The organism is Rhizobium ecuadorense, assembly GCF_001187535.1.
In the GTDB taxonomy this organism is placed as follows: Bacteria; Pseudomonadota; Alphaproteobacteria; order Rhizobiales; family Rhizobiaceae; genus Rhizobium; species Rhizobium ecuadorense.
The window spans coordinates 24937-45183 of sequence record NZ_LFIO01001780.1 but is presented as its reverse complement, the minus strand read 5'-3'; the positions used below and the strand labels follow the sequence as shown (position 1 = coordinate 45183).

Here is a 20247-nt window from a genome sequence, read left to right as displayed (position 1 = left end):
TTCGTCAGCGCCCAGCGGCGGCTCACACTCTCCGGCGCAGTCGTGAGACGATGATCATGACGGCAATGCCGGCTGCGGCCAGAAGAGCACCCCACAGCATCCAGATCGTTTGCGCGATCATGAAGCTGGAGGCCGGATAGGGAAAATAGCCGCTTCCCTGCCCGATCCAGATCAGCCCGAGAAGGATCATAAGCAGTCCGATGATATATCCGATCGTTCGCATGCGTCCGCCACTTCGCTAAGGATTCGATCTCACAATGTCCGGCGGCATCGCCGATGACAAGGCTTCCCCGGAGAGAAATGCGGCCGTTGCTAACTGCTCCGCTTCACCTCATCCAATAACCAGGCACTGAGCCTCTCGCTGTGCGCGCTTGGAGATCGCGGCGGCACCAGCCAGTAACCACGGTCCTGCACATCGAGCGGCGGGCCGGCTTCCACAAGCATGCCCGCGGAGAGCAGCGTATCGACGAGCCCCATCCAGCCGATCGCCACGCCTTGCCCGCTCAGCGCCGCCTGAATAACCAGCGAGTAGGTATTGAAGCTGATATCGCCGCGGCCGGCATTGATGTCGCGCAGGACGGCGAATTCAGAGAAATAGCTGCGCCAGTCGAACCAGGGCGATGGCATCGGCGTGTCGAGATGGATCAGCACCGCCCTGGCAAGCTGCCCCGGATCGTCGAACGGGCCGTTTCGGTCGAGAAATCCCTGCGTGCAGACCGGCACGACCTTTTCCCGGAGCAGAAGCGTGCCGATGGCGCCGAATTCCGCCCGCGTGCCGAAAACGACCGCGACATCCGCTTCGTCACGAAAACCGGCTGAAAATCGCTGCGTCGCGACGATCTGGATGTCCGTTTCCGGATGAAGAAGCCGGAAGCCGTCCATGCGCGGGATCAGCCAGAGCGATGAAAAGGCATAGTCGGTTCTCAGCCGGACGACCGGTCTCTGGACTTCGGCACGGAAGCTGCGCGCGAGCGCATCGATATCGCCGACCGCCTTGGCGGTGACGTCGAGAAGCCGCTCGCCTTCAGCAGTCAGTGTCACGCCGCGATGCTGGCGGCGCAGCAGGCTGACGCCGAACTGTTCCTCCAGCCGACGGATCTGATAGCTGACGGCCGGCTGGGTAAGCCCGAGCAGTGCTGCGGCCGAGGAAAAGCTCCCAAGTCTGGCGACCTCGACGAAGACGCGCATCCAGCCAAGTTCAAGCGGATGGTCTGGCATAAAAATTCCTTTGGGCATCCATCGAAACAAGTCATCTTTACAGGCGCGATGATAGGCGCTTCAATAAAATCTTCAAATAGCACAGAGGATCGACATGGCGCGCCCGAATATTCTCATCCTGATGGTGGATCAGTTGAACGGGACCCTCTTTCCCGATGGTCCCATCGATTTCCTTCACGCGCCGCATCTGAAATCATTGGCGGAGCGTTCCGTGCGTTTCGCCAACACCTATACGGCAAGTCCGCTTTGCGCGCCGGCGCGGGCGTCCTTCATGTCCGGGCAATTGCCGAGCCGGACGCGCGTCTACGACAATGCCGCCGAATTTGCCTCCGACATTCCGACCTATGCGCATCATCTGCGCGCCGCCGGATATCAGACGGCATTATCCGGCAAGATGCATTTCGTCGGCCCCGACCAGCTTCATGGCTTCGAGGAGCGGCTGACGACGGATATCTACCCCGCCGATTTCGGCTGGACGCCCGACTATACCAAACCCGGCGAGCGCATCGACTGGTGGTATCACAATTTGGGTTCAGTGACCGGCGCCGGCGTTGCCGAGATCACCAATCAGATGGAATATGACGACGAGGTCGCCTACCACGCCAGCCGCAAGCTGTTCGATCTGTCGCGCGGCCAGGACGGGCGCCCCTGGTGCCTGACCGTCAGCTTCACCCATCCGCACGACCCCTATGTCGCGCGCCGCAAATTCTGGGACCTTTATGAGGATTGCCCGGCCCTCGACCCGGCGGTGGCGCCGATCGCCTTCGAGAAGCAGGATCCGCATTCGCAGCGGCTGATGAAAGCCTGTGAGCATGATGCTTTCGACATCAGCCCGGAAGAAATCCGGCGGGCAAGGCGGGGCTACTTCGCCAATATCTCCTATGTCGACGATAAGATCGGCGAGATTCTCGGCGTGCTGGAACGGACCCGCATGGCCGAGAACACGATCATCCTGTTCGTTTCCGATCATGGCGACATGCTCGGCGACCGCGGCCTCTGGTTCAAGATGAACTTCTTCGAAGGATCGGCGCGTGTTCCACTGATGATCGCGGCCCCCGGCTGGAGGCCCGGGCGTATCGATCAGCCGGTCTCCACGCTCGACGTGACGCCGACGCTGGCTGCCCTTGCCGGGATCGACATAGCCTCGTTGAAACCATGGACCGAGGGTGAGGATCTTTCAGCACTTGCCGCAGGCACGGGCAGCCGCGGCCCGGTGCCGATGGAATATGCCGCCGAAGGTTCCGAAGCGCCGCTCGTCTGCCTCAGGGACGGGCGCTACAAACTCTCGCTCTGCGAAAAGGATCCGCCGATGCTGTTCGACCTCGAAGCCGATCCACAGGAACTCGACAATCTGGCGGAAAAGCCGGCCCATGCCGACACCCTGGCACGACTTGTCGAACAGGCCCGCCGGCGCTGGAACCTTGCCGATTTCGACGCCGCCGTGCGTGAAAGCCAAGCGCGCCGCTGGGTGGTCTATGCGGCGCTGCGCAACGGCGCCTATTATCCCTGGGACCATCAGCCGCTGCAGAAGGCCTCGGAGCGCTACATGCGCAACCACATGGATCTGAACGTGCTGGAGGAAAGCCAGAGATTCCCGCGCCAGGAATGAGCGGCAGAGGCTCGCGGTTTAAGCCGTCCGGCGCGCCGGCGCCTCGCGCGGGAAATCCTCGATGAAGGCCTTTTGCAGCAGGATGCCGTCCCATTCGTCGGGGAAAAAGGGCGAGTCGTAGATCAATGTGAAGGGACCGGCGTAACCGGCCCGCTCGCACATCTCCAGGCATTTGCGGTAATCGTCGGCATCGAGGCCGGCGACGCCGTAATCGGCCTTGGCATGGCAGATTTCCGCCCGGCGCATGATGTCGGCAAGGCCCTCGTATTTCGCCGGTGCCGCCCAATTGCCGAGGTCGCCGTTGAGGCCGACCTTGCCGTCCAGCCGATCCAGCAGCCAGTTCATCTCGACGGGCGACGGCAGCAGGTCGAACCAGTTTTCGACGACGACGCGCACGCCGCTGCCTTCGGCCTTTTCAGCCAGCCAGTTCAGCTGACGGGCTGCACGGCTCAGGTTTTCCTCGATCGGCTTCTGCTTGCCGGCGATGACGCGCATCCTCTGCGCCCCAAGGGAAGCGGCGATATCGATCCACGGCGCCATCCATTTGACATCGCGCTCGGCCGTCTCGGGATGGCTCGGATCGCCGTCCTCGATGAGCAGCGTCTGGAACAGCACGTTTGACGCCGTCATCGCATCGCGCAATTCGCTTAAATAGCCGGAATCGAGGCTCGGCAGATGAAAGGAACAGATCTCCAGCCGGTTGACGCCGCGCGCCGCCAGCGCCGCCGGCATGTCGATCAGTGCCGCGGCCCCCGGGCCATAGGGTTCCTTGGGCGCAGCACTTTTGTCAGGATCGGGGCTATAGGCATAAACGGCGCCGAGCAGCCGATGCAGCGACCATGTCGAAACCGCGAAGCGTCCGTTTTGCAAGATCTGCACGTGCTTTCCTCCAGGATTTCCTCCTGCCATCAATCGCAATAAAAGCCCGGCGGTTCAATTGCCAATCAGGCGAAATCGCCGCGAATGACCGGCTCGGCAGCGAGTGCGACCCCCAGCAGCGCTTCGTCGCGATGGGCCGTGGCGGAGAGCAGCAGCCCGACTGGCATGCCGGAGGCACCCGTGCCGCAGGGGATGGAGACGCCACACCAGTCGAGAAAATTGCCGAGCGCGGTATTGCGCAGCGTCTTGTTATTTGTCGCGAAGAACAGTTCGTCGTCCTGCTCCAGCGGCCCGATCGGCGGAGCGACATGGGCGACGGTCGGAAAAGCGATGAGCCGGTCGCCGACAAGGCGCTCGACATCGGCGATCAGGCGGCTGCGCGCCGCAAGGATCGCCAGGTAATCGGCCAGACTCGTCCTGCTTCCCAAGCGGGTGCGCATGACGACGCGGTGATCCATCCTGTCCGCATCCGGTCCCGCGAGCCGCTCCTGATGCAATGCGAAAGCTTCCGCGGTGACCAGCGGGCCGTATCTCGTCATCAGATCGAAAATCTCGTCGAAGGCGGGAATGACGGCACGGGCAATATGGACGCCAGCCCTTTGAAGACGTTCCAAAGCAGCCTCGAACGCAGCGATCACTTCAGGCTCGGCTCCTTCGAAGACGATATTGTCAGGCACGAGCAATTCCAGCCCCTGAAGCGGACGCTCGACGACATCAGGCGCGGTGCGGCCGCGCATCGCCGCATCGATCCACACCGCATCCCGGACGCTGCGGCAGAGCGGTCCCAGCGAATCCAGGCTCTTGGCCAGCGGATAGACGCCCTCCATCGCATGACGGCCGCGGGTCGCCTTGTAGCCGACAATGCCGTTGAAGGCGGCGGGAATGCGCACCGAGCCGCCAGTATCCGTGCCCATGGCGACCGGCACCAGCCCGGCGGCAACGGCGACACCGGCACCGGAGGACGAACCGCCCGGAATGCGCGACAGATCGGCGCCGCGCGGATTGACCGGCGTGCCGTAATGCGGATTGATGCCGAGGCCGGAAAAGGCGAACTCGCTCATATTGGTGCGGCCGATAGCGACCATGCCCGCCTGCCTGAGGAGACCGACAACGGCCGCATCGCGCTTGGCCGGCGCATCACCGGCCAGCACGGCGGATCCCGCCGTCGTCGCCAGACCTTCGATATCGAAAAGGTCCTTCCAGGCGATCGGAATGCCGTCCAGCAATCCGAGCGATCGGCCCTCCCGCAAACGCATCGAGGAGGCGCGTGCCTCCTCCATCGCGCGGCTTTCCAGCAGCGTCGTGAAAACCGCCTTGTCGGCATAATCAGCGATGGTTCCGAAGACCGCCTCGGCCACGTCGACCGGATCGGCCGCGCCACCTTGAATGAGGACGGAAAGCTGGGCGACCGACATTGCGCCGAAGGATTTGCTCATAGGACGATCCACAGAAAGATGATCCTCTGGACTACCCCGGATCATTCCGGCGAGCCAGAGCATCACGATATTTTGCATTTATTAGGACGATTTTTTGAACACTGCGTTTGCAGATTGCCCCTTCAATTGCCGCGATTAAAGACACACATGCTGCACGCATGCGGGAGTCGGTCCGCCATGAGGGTTGAGAGTTTATTCTTGAGAGGCCGGCGTCGCATGTGTTGCAGGAGTAATTGAGATGACAGATTGTGAAACTTTGACCCGTCGCCAGGATATGGTGACGCTCCATGTGAAAGAGGATGGAACCGCCGGCTTGGGCGAGCGCGATTATGTGGAGCATGTCAGCGCCCAGAAACTTTCGGGCTTCGAGCGCATTGTCGTGGTCGCGGCGCTGGCTCTCTTGAGCTTCGTCGGTTTCGCCGCATATTCTTCCACCGAGACGGACCCGGTGACGACCTCGGCCATTGCCGCCACCGCCGGCGACAGCGCGCCGCACCATCAGCCTTACGGCCATTGCCGTGAGAGCAGCCCCTATGCCGAAAGGGTCTGCTGAGGGCGAGCGCGGCTCGCCTGGATAGAACCACTCGCCGGGCATGGAGACCTTGGCCCAGGCTGCATTGACAGCGAAAAGGGACGGACCATGGCCGGTGATATCGATTACAATCTCGACCGCTTCGTCGATGCCCAGAACGGCGTCTACGAAAAGGCGCTTTCGGAACTGAAAGCCGGGCGCAAGACCTCCCACTGGATGTGGTTCATCTTCCCGCAGATATCAGGTCTCGGCACCTCGCCGATGGCGGAAAAATATGCGATCCGTTCCGCCGAGGAAGCCGCCGCCTATCTCGCCGATCCCATTCTCTCCAGCCGGCTGCTGCGCTGCATCGAGGCGATCTTGTCGGTCAAGGACCGATCCGCGCATGCGATCCTGGGCTCGCCCGACGACCTGAAGCTGCGCTCGTCGATGACCCTGTTTGCCGCGATCAGCGACCATGGCTCGCCCTTCCACCGGGTGATCGAGCATTTCTACCAAGGGAAATTCGACGAGCGGACGATGGAAATCCTCAGGACTTAGATCATGCTCTCGCGGTCCGGCCTGCTTCCAGCGCGGCGATTTCGTCGGAAATTTCGCTCAGCCGCTGGCGCAGATCGCTGTCGGTGCCGTCATCGACCTCTTCCTCGCCGAAACAATAGCGCGCATCGTGAAGCTCCAGCTTGGCTTCAAGCTCGGCGCGTTTGGCATAAAGGCGCTTGAGATAGACGTAGTTCATCTCCCGGTCTCCACTTGTCCTCCGGTGATGGAAGAACGGCATGGAGGCGGTAAGGTTCCCGAAAGACCGGTTCAGGCGAAGGAAGCGATCGCCGCGTTGCAGGCCTTGGCGAAATGACCGCAGCAACTGGCAGCGCCCATGGCCTGGCGGCTGACACGCGCACCTTCGAGCAGCAGCGTCAGCGTATCGGCAAGAAGGTCCGGCTCGCGCGCATCGGCCGCTGAACAGAGCGCGGCCAGCCGATCTCGCTGTTCGGCCTTGTGGCGCTCGATCATTTCATGGGCCGGGTGGCCTTCGCCCTTCAGCTCGATGGCGGCATTGGCGAGATCGCAGCCGGCAGGCTCGCCGGTCAGACATTGCGCCCGCATCTCAACCCAGGCGTAGAGCTGGGCGCGCGGATTACCGGGATAGGCCGCCTCGAGATCGCGCCAGATGGCACCCGCCTTTTCGGAGGCGCGGCGCAGCGTCTCGCAGACGAGTTCGTCCTTCGAGCCGAAATGCCGGTAGAGCGTCATCTTGTTGGTCAGCGCCGCGTCGGCGATCGCATCGACACCGATGCCGCGGATGCCGCGCTCGCGGAAAAGCTCCGATGCGGTGGAGACGATACGTTCCCGCGGCGGGATTCGATCCTCTGGTACGGCTGCGGAGATTACATTCGAAGTTTCGGATTTTTTTGCGGACGTAGTCCTTGACATCAATGTGACCGATCGGTAACAAATGCATTGTTACTTACCGGTAACACCACGAAACGCGAAAGTCAATGTCGAGAACGGCAGCGCACAGTGGAACACGGGCGACCGCCCACGAAAGGAGGACAAGCCATGAGAAAGACCAGAGACGACCTGACGATATCCGAAGCCCTTCGCGACCCCCTGATCGCCATGGTGTTGCGCGCCGACGGCGTGAAGCTTGAAGATTTCAAGCAACTCCTGGAGACGGCGGCCGGCAAACGCGAACCGCGTTCGACCTCGGTGGGCAATATCATCGGAGCCATCGCAAGCCGCGCCAATCTGCCGGCAATGCCCTGCTTCGGCTGAACAGCCTGCTTGAAAATTTCGGGGGATCTCTCCCTGCCCCCGTCAAGGGCTGCCGTCACAAAGAGGCGGCGGCCCTTGCCGCTTGATCGTAGTGCCCGGAAAGCGCACGGAGCATGGCGGCCATCGCTGACGCCGCCGCGGCATCGAGCCCGAGACCTTTCATAGACTCCACCAGCAGCGCTTCACGCACGGCCCGGTATTTCAGGCAGATTTCAACGCCCTTTTCGGTAGCGGCGATCAGTTTCTCCTTGCCCGCCCGTGTGCTCGTCACAAGGCCGCGCCTTTCAAGCTTCTTGATCGCGTAGATCACCAGATGCGTATCCTCGACGCCGAGCACGCTGCAGAGATCGCCGAGCCGCTTCGGCCGCTGCCGGTGGGCAACCGAATGCAGCACCAGCACGTCGATCGCAGCACAACCGGGCTCGCCGGCCGCCGTCATGCAGCGCACCATCCAGCGATCGAAGGCATTGCCGGCGAGGATCAGGCCGAATTCCAGCTCGGAAAGCGCGGGAAGCGCACCGTCGGCCAGATGGGCTGAGGAGACGATCGGTCCGATGCCCTGTTGTCCACGCCCATCCGCCATGCCGACCGGCGGCGGTTACGGCAAGCCGGACTGAAACGGGTCGCGTCAAACCTTGATCGACCCGCTCAGTTCCTTGTTTCACGCATATCTTTAACCCGGAACCGCCAATCCCAGGCGACTTGCGTCAAAGGATCGGCTTGCCGCCAGTGACCGCGATTGTCGTGCCGGAGACATAGCTCGACAAGGGATCGGCCAGCATCACATAGGCTGTCGCCAGCTCGGCCGGCTGGCCCGGCCGTTTCATCGGCACCTGCTTGCCGAAATTGCTGACAGTTTCCTCAGGCAGCGTCGAGGGAATGAGCGGCGTCCAGATCGGCCCCGGCGCCACGGCATTGGCGCGAATGCCTTTCTCCGCCAGAAGCTGGGCAAGACCGGCGGTGAAATTCTGGATCGCGCCCTTGGTCGTCGCATAGGCAAGCAAGGTCGGGTTCGGGCTGTCCGAATTGATCGAGGCGGTGTTGATGATTGAACTGCCGGGCTTCATATGCGGCACGGCCGCCTTGGTCAGGTAGAACATCGCATGGATATTGACCTTGAAGGTCAGTTCCCACTCCTCGTCGCTGATCTCGTCGATGCTCTTGAAGCTCGCCTGATGGGCGGCATTGTTGACGAGGATGTCGATACCGCCGAACTCCTTGACCGCCGTCTCGACGATCTGCCGGCATAAAGCCGGATCCTGGATATCGCCGCTGACGAGCACGGCCTTGCGCCCGGCCTCTTCGACGAGCCGCTTGGTCTCGTCGGCATCCTCATCTTCGTCGAGATAGGAAATTACAATATCGGCGCCTTCCCTGGCATAGGCGATCGCCACCGCCCGGCCGATGCCGCTATCGCCGCCGGTGATGATCGCCCGCTTGCCCTTCAGCCGCTCGAAACCGCGATAGGTTTTTTCGCCATGGTCGGGAACCGGGTCCATCTGCGCGGTAAAACCGGGCATCGGCTGTTTCTGGGACGGGAAAGGCGGTGTCGGATAATTCGTCATCATGACCTCCTGGGTTCAGGGTCAAACTCAGGCTGCGGTTTGTTGTTCCAGTTTATGGGGGAGTTCTTCCCGAGCAGTAGCACCGCGGCGAGAACCATCCCCGCTTCGCATCCGACCGCACGATCAACCTACAAGATGTTGCGATTTGCCACGGCGACCGCTATGCCATAGTAATGTAACATGATCGCAGTTTAACGAGGTGCGTGGAATTGGACGGAAAGACATCACCCGCAGTTTACTCCGAAGATGAGGGCCATGCCGAAGAAGCCGCCGGCAAGGGTGCGCGGCGCGCGCGCGTCAGCGGCATCGACCGTGCGCTTCAGGTGATCGATCATCTCTATGAGACGGGCTCGCCCGCCGGCGTCTATGCCATCGCCAAGGCGGTGAAGGCGCCGCTGTCGACCGTTTACGTCATCGTCGACGATCTGGTCGAGAAGAACATGCTGACGCGCCAGGCCGATGGTTCGATATGGCTCGGTGCCCGGCTCTATCATTACGGGCTCGCCTATGCCCGGTCGCTGGATTTCATGAGCATCGCCACCCACGAGATGCACGATCTCTGCCGCCAGGCCGGCGAAACCGTGCAGGTCTGCGGCCGCGATGGCGATTATATGCTGGTGCTGGCCATGGCCGACGGCCCGAGCCACTTCCAGGTGGCGTCGCGCGTCGGCACCCGGGTGCCGCTGAACTGGACGGCGTCGGGCCGCCTGCTCGCCGGCCACCTGCCCGAGGAGGAGCGCATCGAACTGTTCAAACGTTGCGCCCGCTCGTCACCGACCGGCCGTGCCGAGATCGATCCGCGAACGCTGTCGGAAGCCGCCGGCAAGGCCTTCGAGTCGCGCCTGTCGATCCAGGCAGGAGAATCGGATTATGCGGTTGCCTGCATCGCCTCGCCGATCTGCGACCGCGACGGCCAGTGCGTCGCCACCATTTCCATCGTGCTGCCGGAACAGAAGGCTTTTTCCGACGAGAACCACTATACCGCGCATGTGCGCAGTTCGGCGGAGCGGATCGAAAAGCTGATGGGCTGGCGCAACCGCTGAGGCTTTCCTCAGCAGTCGAACCAAGCGCGGCGGCGGATCTTACCGGTAGGAATAACCATGGCTGTGGCGCACGAGTTTGCGTGCCCGCGGCACGTAGCGGCTGGCGGTAAAGGCATCGGCGCCGATCACCGCGTACCGCGGCTCGAACAGCTTGCTCAAGACCGAGACATCGCCGTTGGAATCCGTCGCTTCGAGTTCTGAATCGACGAGGTCGAAAATGGTGAATTCGGCATTTGCGCCGACCGAAAGCCGGTTCTCCATCGACAACTTGATGACCGATGCCGGCGCATGGGTGACGGCTTCCACCACCTTGTCGAAGGGCATGCCGACGCTGAGCAGCTTCGACATCGTCGTCGCCAGGTCCCAGACCGGAAAATTCATCGAGTGGCCGTGCAGGTCGGTCGAGATCGAGAAGGGCAGCAGCCCGCGCGCGATCGCCGCTTCCGCCACCTTGAAGGAGAAGGAGGCGCCGCCATGGCCGATATCGAGGCGGATGCCCTCGGAGGCGCAGCGCTCGGCGAGATTGAAGAGATCCTCGTCCTCCATGATGCTCGAACCGGCCTTGCCGTTGAAACAATGGGTGACGACGTCGCCGGGGCCGAGGATCTCCAGCACTTCGTCATAGAGCGCCGGCGGCTCGCCGACATGCACCATCATCGGCACTTTCAGGATCTTGGCGATCTTCTTGCCGAGCTTGACAGGGGTGACGCCCCAGGAGCCGGTGATGACATGGCTGGCACGCACCTTGATGCCGACGATGTGCTCGCTGTTTTCGGCATAGACTTCGAGGATGCGGTCGAGATCGATATCTCTTATATCCCTGAGTTCGGCGACGCGGTTGCAGGCGACGAGGCCGATCGAGCCGAGGTTCAGGAAGGCCTTGATGCGCTCGCGCGAGGGCTCGATGATATATTCGCGGAAACCGTGGAAATTCGCCTCGCCGGCCGAGCCGGCATCGACCAGCGTGGTGACGCCGCGCTCGAGACCGCATTCGGAGGGGCGAATGGAAATATCGGTGCCGCCGTGCCAGATATGCACGTGCAGATCGATCCAGCCCGGCGAGACGAAGGCGCCTTTGCCGTCGATGCGCGTCACATCATCGGACACCGCAAGCGACGGACCGATCTTGGCGATCCGGCCCTCGGCATCGACGAGAATGTCGATCGTCCCCTCGGCTGTGCCGGCACCGAAAGCCATCGGTCTGATATTGCTGAGAAGAAGCGGCTTCTTCGCCTGCTCGCCTGATACGATCATATCGCTGAATTCCACAGTTATGCTATATAAATCTTTATAATAGAATAAAGCTGAAGATGCAGCTGTCAAGGAAAATGAGGCGGTCTCCATCGCTCGGGAAACGGCAACGGCGCGCTCGTTCTATAGTGCGCCTGTTGCGGGGATCCGGTAAATCCGCGTTTATTTTCAATCCCGAAGGATCGAATAATCAAGCCGTTCCAGGTGATCCGGATCGGCAATGGCGTCGATCGCAGCGATCCTGCCATCGGCGATCGTCAGCGCCACGACCACGCGGAGCTGGCCGCCGATCTGCACGACGAATCCGAGTTCGCCGTCGACGACGGCGATTTCTGCCGCCTGCGCCCGGCCCTTGAAGGCTCGGGCAACCTCATCTGCGCCACGCATTTCGCCGATCGTGCCGAATCGCGCCGCCGTTGCATCCGGCCGGAAGACGACATCGGGGGCAAGCACGGCAAGCAAGGCTTCCAGATCGCCGTTGCGCGATGCCGTCAGAAAGGCCTCCGCGACCGTCCGCTTGCGGCCGAAATCGACATCGGGCGCCTCATCCGTGCCCTGCACCCGGCGGCGTGCGCGGCTTGCGAGCTGGCGGGCGGCGGCAGACGAGCGGCCGATGATCGGCGCGATCTCGTCGAAGGGCAGATCGAACATGTCGTGCAGCACGAAGGCGACACGCTCGGCGGGCGCCAGCGTCTGCAGCACGACCAGCAACGCCACGCCGACCGATTCGGCGAAGGCTGCGTCCCGCTCCGGATCGTTTGCCGGATCGGCGATCGCGGCATGGACCGGCATTTCCAGCGGCTCCTCGCGCCGCGTCTTGCGGGTGCGCAGCATGTCGAGGCAGATGCGCGCCACCACTGTCGTCAGCCAGCCGCCGAGATTGCCGACATCTGTCGTGTCGGCGCGGCTGAGCCGCAGCCAGGCCTCCTGAACGGCGTCATCAGCCTCGCTGCGTGACCCGAGCATCCGATAGGCGGCGGCCCGCAGATGCGCCCTGTTCGCCTCGAATTGATCGGCCAGCCATTTTTTCTCGTTCATCCGTCACATTCCTCCGCTGCGTTCCGTCAAGGCCATGACGAATGAAACCCGGCCGATGTGACAGCGCCGGCGGATCGTCGAAGAGTAAAACGCATCAAGGAGACATACCATGCAGGAAAAATTGGCCATGCAGGAGAGAATGGGAAATCCCGCGCTGGTCCTTCCCGAGGCCATGCAGGCGCTCACTGCCCTCAGCAAGGTGCCGACCGAGACCGGCCTTTCACCGAAGCTGCTCGAACTCGTCAATCTGCGCGCCAGCCAGATCAATGGCTGCAGCGTCTGCATCGACGGGCATCCGCGCATCGCAAAGAAGCTCGGCGAGACGGACGAACGGCTTTTCGCCGTCAGCGCCTGGCGCGACACGCCCTATTTCAGCGAAGCCGAGCGGGCAGCCCTGGCGCTGACCGAGGCGGTGACCCGCACCAGCGACCGCGCCGACCCCGTGCCGGACGAGATCTGGGACGAGGCGACCCGGCACTATGACGGCAGGAGCCTTGCGGCCCTCGTCATCGCCATCGCCAATATCAATGTCTGGAACCGGCTGAACATCGCCACCCGCCAGATCGCCGGCGCCTGGAAGCCGTAAACGGCAATTGCCGGCAGCGGGTCACCCCTGCGCTGCCGGCAATCGTTCTCTTATTCAGGTCGAAACTCAGATGATACCGCCGCCGCCGGCAGCGGAGGCGGGACGCTCGGCCGCCACCTTCCTGCGGTAGCCGCTGGCGCGGTAGGCGGCGATCGGGTCGATCGCGCCGCCGGCCCGGCGCCGGGCTTCGGCGAGGATCGGCTCGACATCGGCGCGATAGGCGCGCTTCAGGGTTTCCGACGCCATCAGCGCGTCATTGTCCTGCTGGTATCCGTCGAGCGCCTTGCGGTCGACGAGCAGCGCCTGCGCATAAGCGCGGCGGATTTCGTTGGCGCTGTTGATCAGGCTTTCGATCGGGTCGGTGACATTGTGCGACTGGTCGATCATATGGGCCGGGTTGAAGTCGTTGACGCCACGCTGCTCGGCATCGACCAGTTCGTTGAAGACGAGGAACAGCCGGTAGGGATCGATCGCGCCGGCGTCGAGATCGTCATCGCCATATTTAGAATCGTTGAAATGGAAGCCGCCGAGCTTGCCGAACTGGATCAGCCGAGCGACGATCATCTCGATATTGGTGTTCGGCGCATGATGGCCGAGATCGACGAGGCAATGGGCCTTGGGGCCGAGCGTCTGGGCGATCAGGTAATTGGTGCCCCAATCCTGCACGATCGTCGAATAGAAGGCCGGCTCGTACATCTTGTGCTCGGAGAACAGCTTCCAATCGTCCGGCAGCGCCTTGTAGATGTCGGCCATCGAAGCGAGGTAACGCTCGAATGCCCTGGTGAAATTGCTCTGGCCGGGGAAGTTCGAGCCGTCGCCGATCCAGACGGTGAGCGCCTTGGAACCCAGCGCCTGGCCGATTGCGATACATTCGAGATTGTGCTCGACCGCCTGCGCCCGCGTCGCCGCATCGGTATGGCTGAGCGAACCGTATTTATAGGAATGGGCCTGTCCCGGCGCATCGGAAAAGGTGTTCGAATTCATCGCGTCGAAGCCGAGGCCGAGCGCATCGCCCTTGGCCTTCAGCTCCTTGGCATCCGCCTTGTCCCAGGGAATATGCAGCGAGACATTCGGTGTCGCCTGCGTCAGCTGGTTGATGACGGCGCAATCGTCGAGCTTGTCGAAGATGCCGCGCGGCTCGCCGGTGCCTGGGAAGCGGGCAAAACGTGTGCCGCCGGTGCCGACGCCCCAGGAGGGAACGGCGACGAAAAACTCGGCGACCTTGCGGGTGATTGCTTCGATATCGACGCCGCGGCGGTCAAGGTTCGCGCCCAGCGCCTCGTAGTCGGCTTTCAGTGCGGTTGCCCGCTTGTCGTTTTCTGTCGCGACCAGATCCTGTGCGATCCTGAACTCGGCCATTTTTTCCTCCCGATTGTTTCTCTATTCTCTTCTCCCCAGCGGGGAGAAGGTGGCCCGAAGGGTCGGATGAGGGGGCGACACGGCATGACGCCAATAGTTCTTCGCTTTCCGCTCAGAACACGCATCGCTTCGCTCAGCGCCCCCCTCATCTGCCTGCCGGCATCTTCTCCCCGCCGGGGAGAAGAGACCAGGCCTTACCGCGTAAAGCTCTGCACGTTGCCGGCATCAACATTGATGATATTGCCGGTCGATTTTGCCGAAAGGTCCGAGGCCAGGAAGTAGATCGCCTCGGCGATATCCTCCGGAAACACGTTGAGTTTCAGCATCGAACGCTTGCGGTAATGTTCCTCGAGATCATCCACCTCGATCTTCGAGGAGGCGGCGCGTTGTTCGCGCCATTCGCCGCTCCAGATCTTCGAGCCGCGCAGCACCGCATCCGGATTGACGGTGTTGACGCGGATGCCGGCATCCGCGCCTTCCAGCGCCAGGCAGCGGGCGAGATGGATTTCAGCAGCCTTTGCCGTGCAATAGGCAGAGGCATTCGGCGAAGCGGCGAGACCGTTTTTCGAGGCGACGAAGACGATGTTGCCGCCGAGCGCCTGACGGCGGAACAGCCGGAAGGCTTCGCGCGAAACGAGGAAATAGCCGGTCGCCAAAATATCGATATTGCGGTTCCAGATCGCAAGCTCGGTGGCTTCGATCGGCGCGGAGGAGGCAATGCCGGCATTCGAGACGAGGATATCGATGCCGCCGAATTCGACCGAGGCTTCCGCGAAGGAGGCGATCACCGCATCTTCTTTGGTGACGTCGAGCCGGACGCTGCGCACGGCGTCGGCGCCAAACTTCTTGACGAAATCGGCCTCGGTGCCTTCAAGCGCCGCCTGGTCGATATCGGCAAGCACCACGCAGGCGCCCTCGCCGACGAGGCGCGCCGCCGTCGCCCGGCCGATGCCGCCGGCGCCGCCGGTGACGAAGGCCACCCGGCCGGCGAGGCTCTTCGGCTTCGGCATGCGCTGGAGCTTCGCCTCTTCGAGCAGCCAGTATTCGATATCGAAGGCCTCCTGTTCCGGCAGGCCCTGATATTCCGAAACCGTCGAGGCGCCGCGCATGACGTTGATGGCGTTGACGTAGAATTCGCTGGCGATGCGTGCCGTCGCTTTGTCGCGGGCAAAGGACAGCATGCCGACGCCGGGAACGAGGAAGATGACGGGATTGGCGTCGCGCATGGCGGGCGAATTGTCATGCTTGCAGTCGTTGTAATAGCGGGCGTAATCGGCGCGGTAATCCTCCAGCGCCTGGTCGAGGCCGGCAACGATCGCGTCTACATCCGGCCTGGCCGGGTCGAAATCGACGATCAGCGGGCGGATCTTGGTGCGCAGGAAATGATCCGGGCAGCTGGTGCCGAGCGCGCCGAGCGGGCGCAAATCCTTCGAATTGACGAATTCGAGCACGGCGTCCTGATCGTCGAAATGACCGAGCTTGCGTTCCTGCTTGCCAATGCGGCCGCGAATCTCCGGCATCAGCCGGGCGGCGATGGCGCGGCGCGCGGCAACGGGCAGGCTCTCAGTGACCGCGCCGCCGAAAATCGTCTTGCCTTCGGTCTTTTCGGCAAACCAGACGATCGCCTTGTTGATGATGTCGAGCGTCAGCTCGTAGCAGGCCTTGGCATCATTCGCCCAGGTGAAGAGGCCGTGGCTTTCGAGCACAACGCCCTTGGCATTCGGGTTCACCTTGACGAAGGCTTCGAGATCGAGGCCGAGCTGGAAGCCCGGACGACGCCAGGGCAGCCAGCCGATCTCGTTGCCAAAGATCTGCTGCGTCAATTCTTTCGAATTCTTCGAGGCGGCAATGGCGATGATGGCGTCAGGATGCATATGATCGACATGGGTGAAAGGCACGAAACCATGCAGCGGCGTGTCGATCGAGGCGGCACGGCCGTTGAGGTTGAAGGTGCAGTGCGGCAGGAAGCCGACCATGCGGTCTTCGTCTTCGACACCTTTATAGATGGATTTCAGCGATTCCAGCTTGTCCTGGTAGAGGGTGGCGAAACCGTCGAGCTTGATGGTGCCGACGTCACCGCCCGAGCCCTTTACCCAGAGCACCTTGACCTTGCCGCCATCAAGCGGATCGGTTTCCATCACCTTCGCCGAGGTGTTGCCGCCGCCGTAATTGGTGATGCGCTTGTCGGCGCCGAGCAGATTGGAGCGATAGAGCAGCTTGCCGGGCTCATCGAGGCCCGCCGCATAACCATCATCCCACCGGTTTTCCAAAAGCCGGACGTTCGCCGCCATGTCATCCTCCCTATAGGCTTGCAAGGCGCAGCGATCAGCGCGCCCTTTCGCTCACGGTATCGCGCATCAAAAGTGCGCTTGTCAATCGAAAACGATCAAATTCGATTATTGTGCAGCGCAATATGAAAATTTATGATCGTTTGTGATTGACAGTCTTTAACGGATACGAAATAAATATGACAAGAGGAGGAGCCCAATGCACGAACGCGAACGCCATCGCATTATCTTAAGCGCCGTTCAGGAAAAGTCCGTCGTTACGATCCAGGACATTTCCGAGCTGACGGAAGCTTCCGAAGCGACAATCCGGCGCGACATTGCGGCTCTTCACGTGCAGGGCAAGATCCGCCGTGTCCGCGGCGGCGCGGAGGCGGTGCATCCGCCGCAGCTCGGCAATCTCGCCGGCCGGCCCTTCCGGGTTTCAGAATCAGTCAATATCGATAAAAAGCGCGCAATTGCCCGCGCCGCCGTCGATCTCTGCGAGGCCGGCGACGCCATCATCATCAATGGCGGCACGACGACCTTCCAGATGGTGCATTACATGGCCGGCCACCGCCTGCAGGTGATGACCAATTCTTTCGCCATTGCCGAACATCTGGTCAAACACTCCAAAAACACCGTGACGGTGCCGGGCGGCGCGATCTACCGCGAGCAGAGCCTGATCCTGTCGCCTTTCGACAATGACGCGATCCGCAATTTTTATGCGCGGCGCATGTTCATCGGCGCCCAGGGCGTCGGCCCGCTCGGCATCATGGAGGCGGACGCCCTCATTATCCAGAGCGAGCAGAAGCTGATGCACCAGGCCGACGAACTCGTCGTCATGGCCGATTCAAGCAAATTCAATCGCCGGTCGAGCCTCATTCTCTGCGCGCTCGACCGCGTGTCTGTGATCATCACTGATGACGCGATTTCGGACGAGGCGGCTCGCATGGTCGAGAATGCCGGCGTCCGGCTCGTTGTCGCAAGTCCGGTGGCCCAGGCGGTGAAGGAGGATTCCTCGTCGGTCGCATGAGGCGCCGGCGAGGTGTGGAAGTCTAATCTTTAAGGGAGGAAAGTACATGAAACTCGCAAAGACACTTGCGCTCGGCGCAGCGCTCGCCGTCGCCATGATGGCCGGCACCGCCAGCGCCAAGGACATCAAGATCGGCCTGGTCGTCAAGTCGCTCGGCAACGGCTTCTTCGACGCCGCCAACAAGGGCGCCCAGGAAGCCGCCAAGGAACTCGGCGGCGTTGAGGTCATCTACACCGGCCCGACGTCGACGACGGCGGAAGGCCAGATCGAAGTCATCAACTCGCTGATCGCCCAGGGCGTCGACGCCATCGCCGTCTCCGCCAACGATCCCGACGCGCTCGTCCCAGCGCTGAAGAAGGCTGCCCAGCGCGGCATCAAGGTCATTTCGTGGGATTCCGGCGTCGCACCGGAAGGCCGTATCCTGCAGCTCAATCCGTCGTCCAACGAGCTGATCGGCAAGATGTGCCTGACGCTCGCCAAGGATCATCTGGAAGGCGGCAAGGGTGACTTCGCCATCCTGTCGGCCACGACCACCTCGACCAACCAGAATATCTGGATCGACCAGATGAAGAAGCAGCTCAAGGATTTCCCGGGCCTCAACCTCGTCACCACGGTTTACGGCGACGACCTCTCGGATAAGTCCTATCGTGAAGCCGAAGGCCTCTTGAAGTCGAACCCGAACGTCAAGGTCATCGTCGCTCCGACGACGGTCGGCGTTCTCGCCGCTTCCAAGGTCGTCGAAGACAAAGGCCTTGTCGGCAAGGTCTACGTCACCGGTCTCGGCCTGCCGTCCGAAATGGCCGGCGCGATCAAATCGGGCGCCACGAAGGAATTCGCCATCTGGAATCCGATCGACCTCGGCTACTCTGCAACGCAGATCGCCTATCACCTGGCAAAGGGTGATGCCGACGGCAAGCCGGGCAGCGAAATCGAAGCCGGCCGCATGGGCAAGATCAAGATCGGCGACAATGGCGAAGCCGCCATGGCTGATCCCTTCGTCTACAATGCCTCGAACATCGACCAGTTCTCCAAGGTCTTCTGATCCGAAGAAACACAGAAAAACCCGGCGGCCTCAAGCCGCCGGGATTTCCCATTCGACACTGGTAGAAATCTGATGAACGCCGCCTTCCAACAAACCGCCACGGACAGCAAAACCGGCGATGCGCCCGCCATTCTGGAAATGCGCGGCATCTCCCAGATCTTTCCGGGCGTGAAGGCGCTCGACAATGTCAGCATCGCCCTTCATCCCGGCACGGTGACAGCACTGATCGGCGAAAACGGCGCCGGCAAATCGACGCTCGTCAAGATCCTGACCGGCATCTACCGGCCGAACGAAGGCGAGATCCTGGTCGACGGCCGGACAGTGACCTTCGCCAGCGCCCAGGCGGCGATCGATGCCGGCGTCACCGCTATCCATCAGGAAACCGTGCTGTTCGACGAACTGACGGTTGCCGAAAACATCTTCCTCGGCCATGCGCCGCGCACGCGCTTTCGCACCATCGACTGGCAGGTGATGAACAGCCGCTCGAAGACGCTGCTGACGGCGCTTGAAAGCAATATCGATCCGACGATCCGGCTGAAAGACCTCTCGATTGCGCAGCGCCACCTGGTGGCGATTGCCCGCGCTCTGTCGATCGAGGCCCGCATCGTCATCATGGACGAGCCGACGGCCGCCCTTTCCCGCAAGGAGATCGACGATCTCTTCCGCATCGTCCGCGGCCTGAAGGAACAGGGCAAGGCGATCCTCTTCATCAGCCATAAGTTCGACGAGGTTTACGAGATCGCCGACGATTTCGTCGTCTTCCGCGACGGCCGCGCCATCGGCCAGGGCCGGCTCAAGGAAACGCCGCAGGACGAGATCGTCCGCATGATGGTCGGCCGCGACGTCGAGAACGCCTTTCCGAAAATCGACGTGGCGATCGGCGCTCCGGTGCTCGAAGTGGAAAAATACAGCCACCGCACCGAATTCCGCGATATTTCGCTGACCCTGCGCAAGGGTGAGATTCTCGGCATCTACGGCCTGATCGGCGCCGGACGGTCGGAACTCGCACAGTCGCTCTTCGGCATCACCCGGCCGCTCTCCGGCCGGCTGACGCTCGAAGGCCGGGAGATTTCGATCAACTCGCCGCATGATGCGATCAAAGCCGGCATCGTCTATGTGCCGGAAGAGCGCGGCCGCCACGGCCTGGCGCTGCCGATGCCGATCTATCAGAACATGACGCTGCCGTCGCTGACGCGGACCTCGCGCAAGGGCTTCCTGCAGGCGGCGGAAGAATTCGCGCTCGCCCGCAAATATGCCGAGCGACTGGATCTGCGCGCCGCCGCCCTCTCCGTGCCGGTCGGCACGCTGTCGGGCGGCAACCAGCAGAAGGTCGTCATCGGCAAGTGGCTCGCCACCATGCCCAAGGTCATCATCCTCGATGAACCCACAAAGGGCATCGACATCGGCTCGAAGGCTGCCGTCCACGGCTTCATCAGCGAGCTTGCGGCCGAGGGCCTCTCCATCATCATGATCTCTTCCGAACTGCCCGAAATCATCGGCATGTCGGACCGTGTGCTTGTCATGAAGGAAGGCCTATCGGCTGGGCTCTTCGAGCGCGATCAGCTTTCGCCGGAAGCGCTGGTGCGCGCGGCGACCGGAAATGCATGAGGTGATGG

The 20247-nt window shown here is 62.1% G+C and carries 21 protein-coding genes; 9 read left to right on the top strand and 12 right to left on the bottom strand.

The annotated features are described in order from the left end of the window. Positions 1-22: 22 nt before the first annotated feature. A complete protein-coding gene (locus AF337_RS35580; protein WP_049735762.1) occupies positions 23-223 on the bottom strand; it encodes a hypothetical protein in 201 nt (66 codons plus the stop codon). An 89-nt stretch (positions 224-312) separates the two neighbouring features. Further along, on the bottom strand, positions 313-1218 hold the full coding sequence (locus tag AF337_RS35575) for a choline sulfate utilization transcriptional regulator (RefSeq protein WP_049735761.1): 906 nt from the start codon (positions 1216-1218) through the stop codon (positions 313-315). Between the two features lie 94 nt (positions 1219-1312). Here AF337_RS35575 and betC point away from each other — a divergent pair, with 94 nt between their 5' ends. Beyond that, positions 1313-2827 (top strand): choline-sulfatase, encoded by a 1515-nt coding sequence (gene betC, locus AF337_RS35570; protein ID WP_049735760.1) that lies wholly within the window; start codon positions 1313-1315, stop codon positions 2825-2827. Positions 2828-2845: 18 nt separating this feature from the next. On the opposite strand, the gene AF337_RS35565 is transcribed toward betC, so the two are convergent. Then, positions 2846-3706, bottom strand: coding sequence for a sugar phosphate isomerase/epimerase family protein (locus AF337_RS35565; RefSeq protein WP_049735759.1), 861 nt, complete (start codon positions 3704-3706; stop codon positions 2846-2848). 65 nt (positions 3707-3771) lie between these two features. Continuing rightward, a complete protein-coding gene (locus tag AF337_RS35560) occupies positions 3772-5142 on the bottom strand; it encodes an amidase (protein WP_049735758.1) in 1371 nt (456 codons plus the stop codon). A gap of 274 nt (positions 5143-5416) precedes the next feature. On the opposite strand from AF337_RS35560, the gene AF337_RS35555 reads away from it, so the two are divergent. Continuing rightward, the gene (locus tag AF337_RS35555; RefSeq protein WP_190238050.1) at positions 5417-5695 is read left to right on the top strand and encodes a hypothetical protein; all 279 of its coding nucleotides are present in this window, start codon (positions 5417-5419) and stop codon (positions 5693-5695) included. Between the two features lie 87 nt (positions 5696-5782). Beyond that, positions 5783-6214, top strand: coding sequence for a DUF1810 domain-containing protein (locus AF337_RS35550; RefSeq protein ID WP_049735756.1), 432 nt, complete (start codon positions 5783-5785; stop codon positions 6212-6214). Position 6215: 1 nt separating this feature from the next. Here AF337_RS35550 and AF337_RS35545 read toward each other — a convergent pair whose 3' ends face one another. Both AF337_RS35545 and AF337_RS35540 read right to left on the bottom strand, forming a co-directional pair. Further along, positions 6216-6410: a hypothetical protein gene (locus tag AF337_RS35545; RefSeq protein ID WP_049735755.1), complete on the bottom strand. Its 195-nt coding sequence runs from the start codon at positions 6408-6410 to the stop codon at positions 6216-6218. A gap of 71 nt (positions 6411-6481) precedes the next feature. Next, positions 6482-7105, bottom strand: coding sequence for a TetR/AcrR family transcriptional regulator (locus AF337_RS35540; protein WP_049735754.1), 624 nt, complete (start codon positions 7103-7105; stop codon positions 6482-6484). A 126-nt stretch (positions 7106-7231) separates the two neighbouring features. Here AF337_RS35540 and AF337_RS35535 point away from each other — a divergent pair, with 126 nt between their 5' ends. Beyond that, positions 7232-7447 (top strand): hypothetical protein, encoded by a 216-nt coding sequence (locus tag AF337_RS35535; RefSeq protein WP_049735753.1) that lies wholly within the window; start codon positions 7232-7234, stop codon positions 7445-7447. A 55-nt stretch (positions 7448-7502) separates the two neighbouring features. Here the strand turns inward: AF337_RS35535 and AF337_RS35530 are convergent, their stop codons facing one another. Both AF337_RS35530 and AF337_RS35525 read right to left on the bottom strand, forming a co-directional pair. Beyond that, positions 7503-8030, bottom strand: a complete 528-nt coding sequence (locus AF337_RS35530) for a winged helix DNA-binding protein (protein ID WP_049735752.1) — start codon at positions 8028-8030, stop codon at positions 7503-7505. Between the two features lie 124 nt (positions 8031-8154). Next, positions 8155-9012, bottom strand: a complete 858-nt coding sequence (locus AF337_RS35525; protein WP_049735847.1) for an SDR family oxidoreductase — start codon at positions 9010-9012, stop codon at positions 8155-8157. A 203-nt stretch (positions 9013-9215) separates the two neighbouring features. Between AF337_RS35525 and AF337_RS35520 the strand changes: the two genes are divergently transcribed. Further along, positions 9216-10055, top strand: a complete 840-nt coding sequence (locus tag AF337_RS35520) for an IclR family transcriptional regulator (RefSeq protein WP_049735751.1) — start codon at positions 9216-9218, stop codon at positions 10053-10055. Between the two features lie 39 nt (positions 10056-10094). Here AF337_RS35520 and AF337_RS35515 read toward each other — a convergent pair whose 3' ends face one another. Together AF337_RS35515 and AF337_RS35510 are read right to left on the bottom strand one after the other, a co-directional pair. Then, a complete protein-coding gene (locus AF337_RS35515; RefSeq protein ID WP_049735750.1) occupies positions 10095-11309 on the bottom strand; it encodes an amidohydrolase/deacetylase family metallohydrolase in 1215 nt (404 codons plus the stop codon). 165 nt (positions 11310-11474) lie between these two features. Beyond that, positions 11475-12344: a sigma-70 family RNA polymerase sigma factor gene (locus tag AF337_RS35510; RefSeq protein ID WP_049735749.1), complete on the bottom strand. Its 870-nt coding sequence runs from the start codon at positions 12342-12344 to the stop codon at positions 11475-11477. 127 nt (positions 12345-12471) lie between these two features. On the opposite strand from AF337_RS35510, the gene AF337_RS35505 reads away from it, so the two are divergent. Then, entirely contained in the window at positions 12472-12930 is a 459-nt protein-coding gene (locus tag AF337_RS35505; RefSeq protein ID WP_049735846.1) for a carboxymuconolactone decarboxylase family protein, read from the top strand. 66 nt (positions 12931-12996) lie between these two features. Here AF337_RS35505 and rhaI read toward each other — a convergent pair whose 3' ends face one another. Both rhaI and AF337_RS35495 read right to left on the bottom strand, forming a co-directional pair. Continuing rightward, positions 12997-14289 (bottom strand): L-rhamnose catabolism isomerase, encoded by a 1293-nt coding sequence (gene rhaI, locus AF337_RS35500; protein ID WP_049735748.1) that lies wholly within the window; start codon positions 14287-14289, stop codon positions 12997-12999. Positions 14290-14483: 194 nt separating this feature from the next. Further along, positions 14484-16580: a bifunctional rhamnulose-1-phosphate aldolase/short-chain dehydrogenase gene (locus tag AF337_RS35495; protein WP_049735747.1), complete on the bottom strand. Its 2097-nt coding sequence runs from the start codon at positions 16578-16580 to the stop codon at positions 14484-14486. Between the two features lie 196 nt (positions 16581-16776). On the opposite strand from AF337_RS35495, the gene AF337_RS35490 reads away from it, so the two are divergent. The 3 genes from AF337_RS35490 (at position 16777) to AF337_RS35480 (ending at position 20239) form a co-directional block, all read left to right on the top strand. Further along, the gene (locus tag AF337_RS35490) at positions 16777-17589 is read left to right on the top strand and encodes a DeoR/GlpR family DNA-binding transcription regulator (RefSeq protein ID WP_049735746.1); all 813 of its coding nucleotides are present in this window, start codon (positions 16777-16779) and stop codon (positions 17587-17589) included. Positions 17590-17635: 46 nt separating this feature from the next. Beyond that, entirely contained in the window at positions 17636-18631 is a 996-nt protein-coding gene (gene rhaS, locus AF337_RS35485) for a rhamnose ABC transporter substrate-binding protein (RefSeq protein ID WP_049735745.1), read from the top strand. Positions 18632-18703: 72 nt separating this feature from the next. After that, entirely contained in the window at positions 18704-20239 is a 1536-nt protein-coding gene (locus AF337_RS35480; RefSeq protein WP_049735744.1) for a sugar ABC transporter ATP-binding protein, read from the top strand. Positions 20240-20247: the final 8 nt, after the last annotated feature.

Excerpts from the sequence above, each read along its gene's own strand:
- AF337_RS35575 (WP_049735761.1), bottom strand. The coding sequence starts at position 1,218 with ATGCCAGACCATCCGCTTGAACTTGGCTGGATGCGCGTCTTCGTCGAG.
- AF337_RS35515 (WP_049735750.1), bottom strand. The coding sequence starts at position 11,309 with ATGATCGTATCAGGCGAGCAGGCGAAGAAGCCGCTTCTTCTCAGCAAT.
- AF337_RS35555 (WP_190238050.1), top strand. The coding sequence starts at position 5,417 with ATGGTGACGCTCCATGTGAAAGAGGATGGAACCGCCGGCTTGGGCGAG.
- AF337_RS35545 (WP_049735755.1), bottom strand. The coding sequence starts at position 6,410 with ATGAACTACGTCTATCTCAAGCGCCTTTATGCCAAACGCGCCGAGCTT.
- AF337_RS35505 (WP_049735846.1), top strand. The coding sequence starts at position 12,472 with ATGCAGGAGAGAATGGGAAATCCCGCGCTGGTCCTTCCCGAGGCCATG.
- rhaS (WP_049735745.1), top strand. The coding sequence starts at position 17,636 with ATGAAACTCGCAAAGACACTTGCGCTCGGCGCAGCGCTCGCCGTCGCC.
- AF337_RS35535 (WP_049735753.1), top strand. The coding sequence starts at position 7,232 with ATGAGAAAGACCAGAGACGACCTGACGATATCCGAAGCCCTTCGCGAC.
- AF337_RS35540 (WP_049735754.1), bottom strand. The coding sequence starts at position 7,105 with ATGTCAAGGACTACGTCCGCAAAAAAATCCGAAACTTCGAATGTAATC.
- AF337_RS35525 (WP_049735847.1), bottom strand. The coding sequence starts at position 9,012 with ATGACGAATTATCCGACACCGCCTTTCCCGTCCCAGAAACAGCCGATG.
- AF337_RS35495 (WP_049735747.1), bottom strand. The coding sequence starts at position 16,580 with ATGGCGGCGAACGTCCGGCTTTTGGAAAACCGGTGGGATGATGGTTAT.
- rhaI (WP_049735748.1), bottom strand. The coding sequence starts at position 14,289 with ATGGCCGAGTTCAGGATCGCACAGGATCTGGTCGCGACAGAAAACGAC.
- AF337_RS35530 (WP_049735752.1), bottom strand. The coding sequence starts at position 8,030 with ATGGCGGATGGGCGTGGACAACAGGGCATCGGACCGATCGTCTCCTCA.
- AF337_RS35550 (WP_049735756.1), top strand. The coding sequence starts at position 5,783 with ATGGCCGGTGATATCGATTACAATCTCGACCGCTTCGTCGATGCCCAG.
- AF337_RS35510 (WP_049735749.1), bottom strand. The coding sequence starts at position 12,344 with ATGAACGAGAAAAAATGGCTGGCCGATCAATTCGAGGCGAACAGGGCG.
- AF337_RS35480 (WP_049735744.1), top strand. The coding sequence starts at position 18,704 with ATGAACGCCGCCTTCCAACAAACCGCCACGGACAGCAAAACCGGCGAT.
- betC (WP_049735760.1), top strand. The coding sequence starts at position 1,313 with ATGGCGCGCCCGAATATTCTCATCCTGATGGTGGATCAGTTGAACGGG.
- AF337_RS35580 (WP_049735762.1), bottom strand. The coding sequence starts at position 223 with ATGCGAACGATCGGATATATCATCGGACTGCTTATGATCCTTCTCGGG.
- AF337_RS35490 (WP_049735746.1), top strand. The coding sequence starts at position 16,777 with ATGCACGAACGCGAACGCCATCGCATTATCTTAAGCGCCGTTCAGGAA.
- AF337_RS35560 (WP_049735758.1), bottom strand. The coding sequence starts at position 5,142 with ATGAGCAAATCCTTCGGCGCAATGTCGGTCGCCCAGCTTTCCGTCCTC.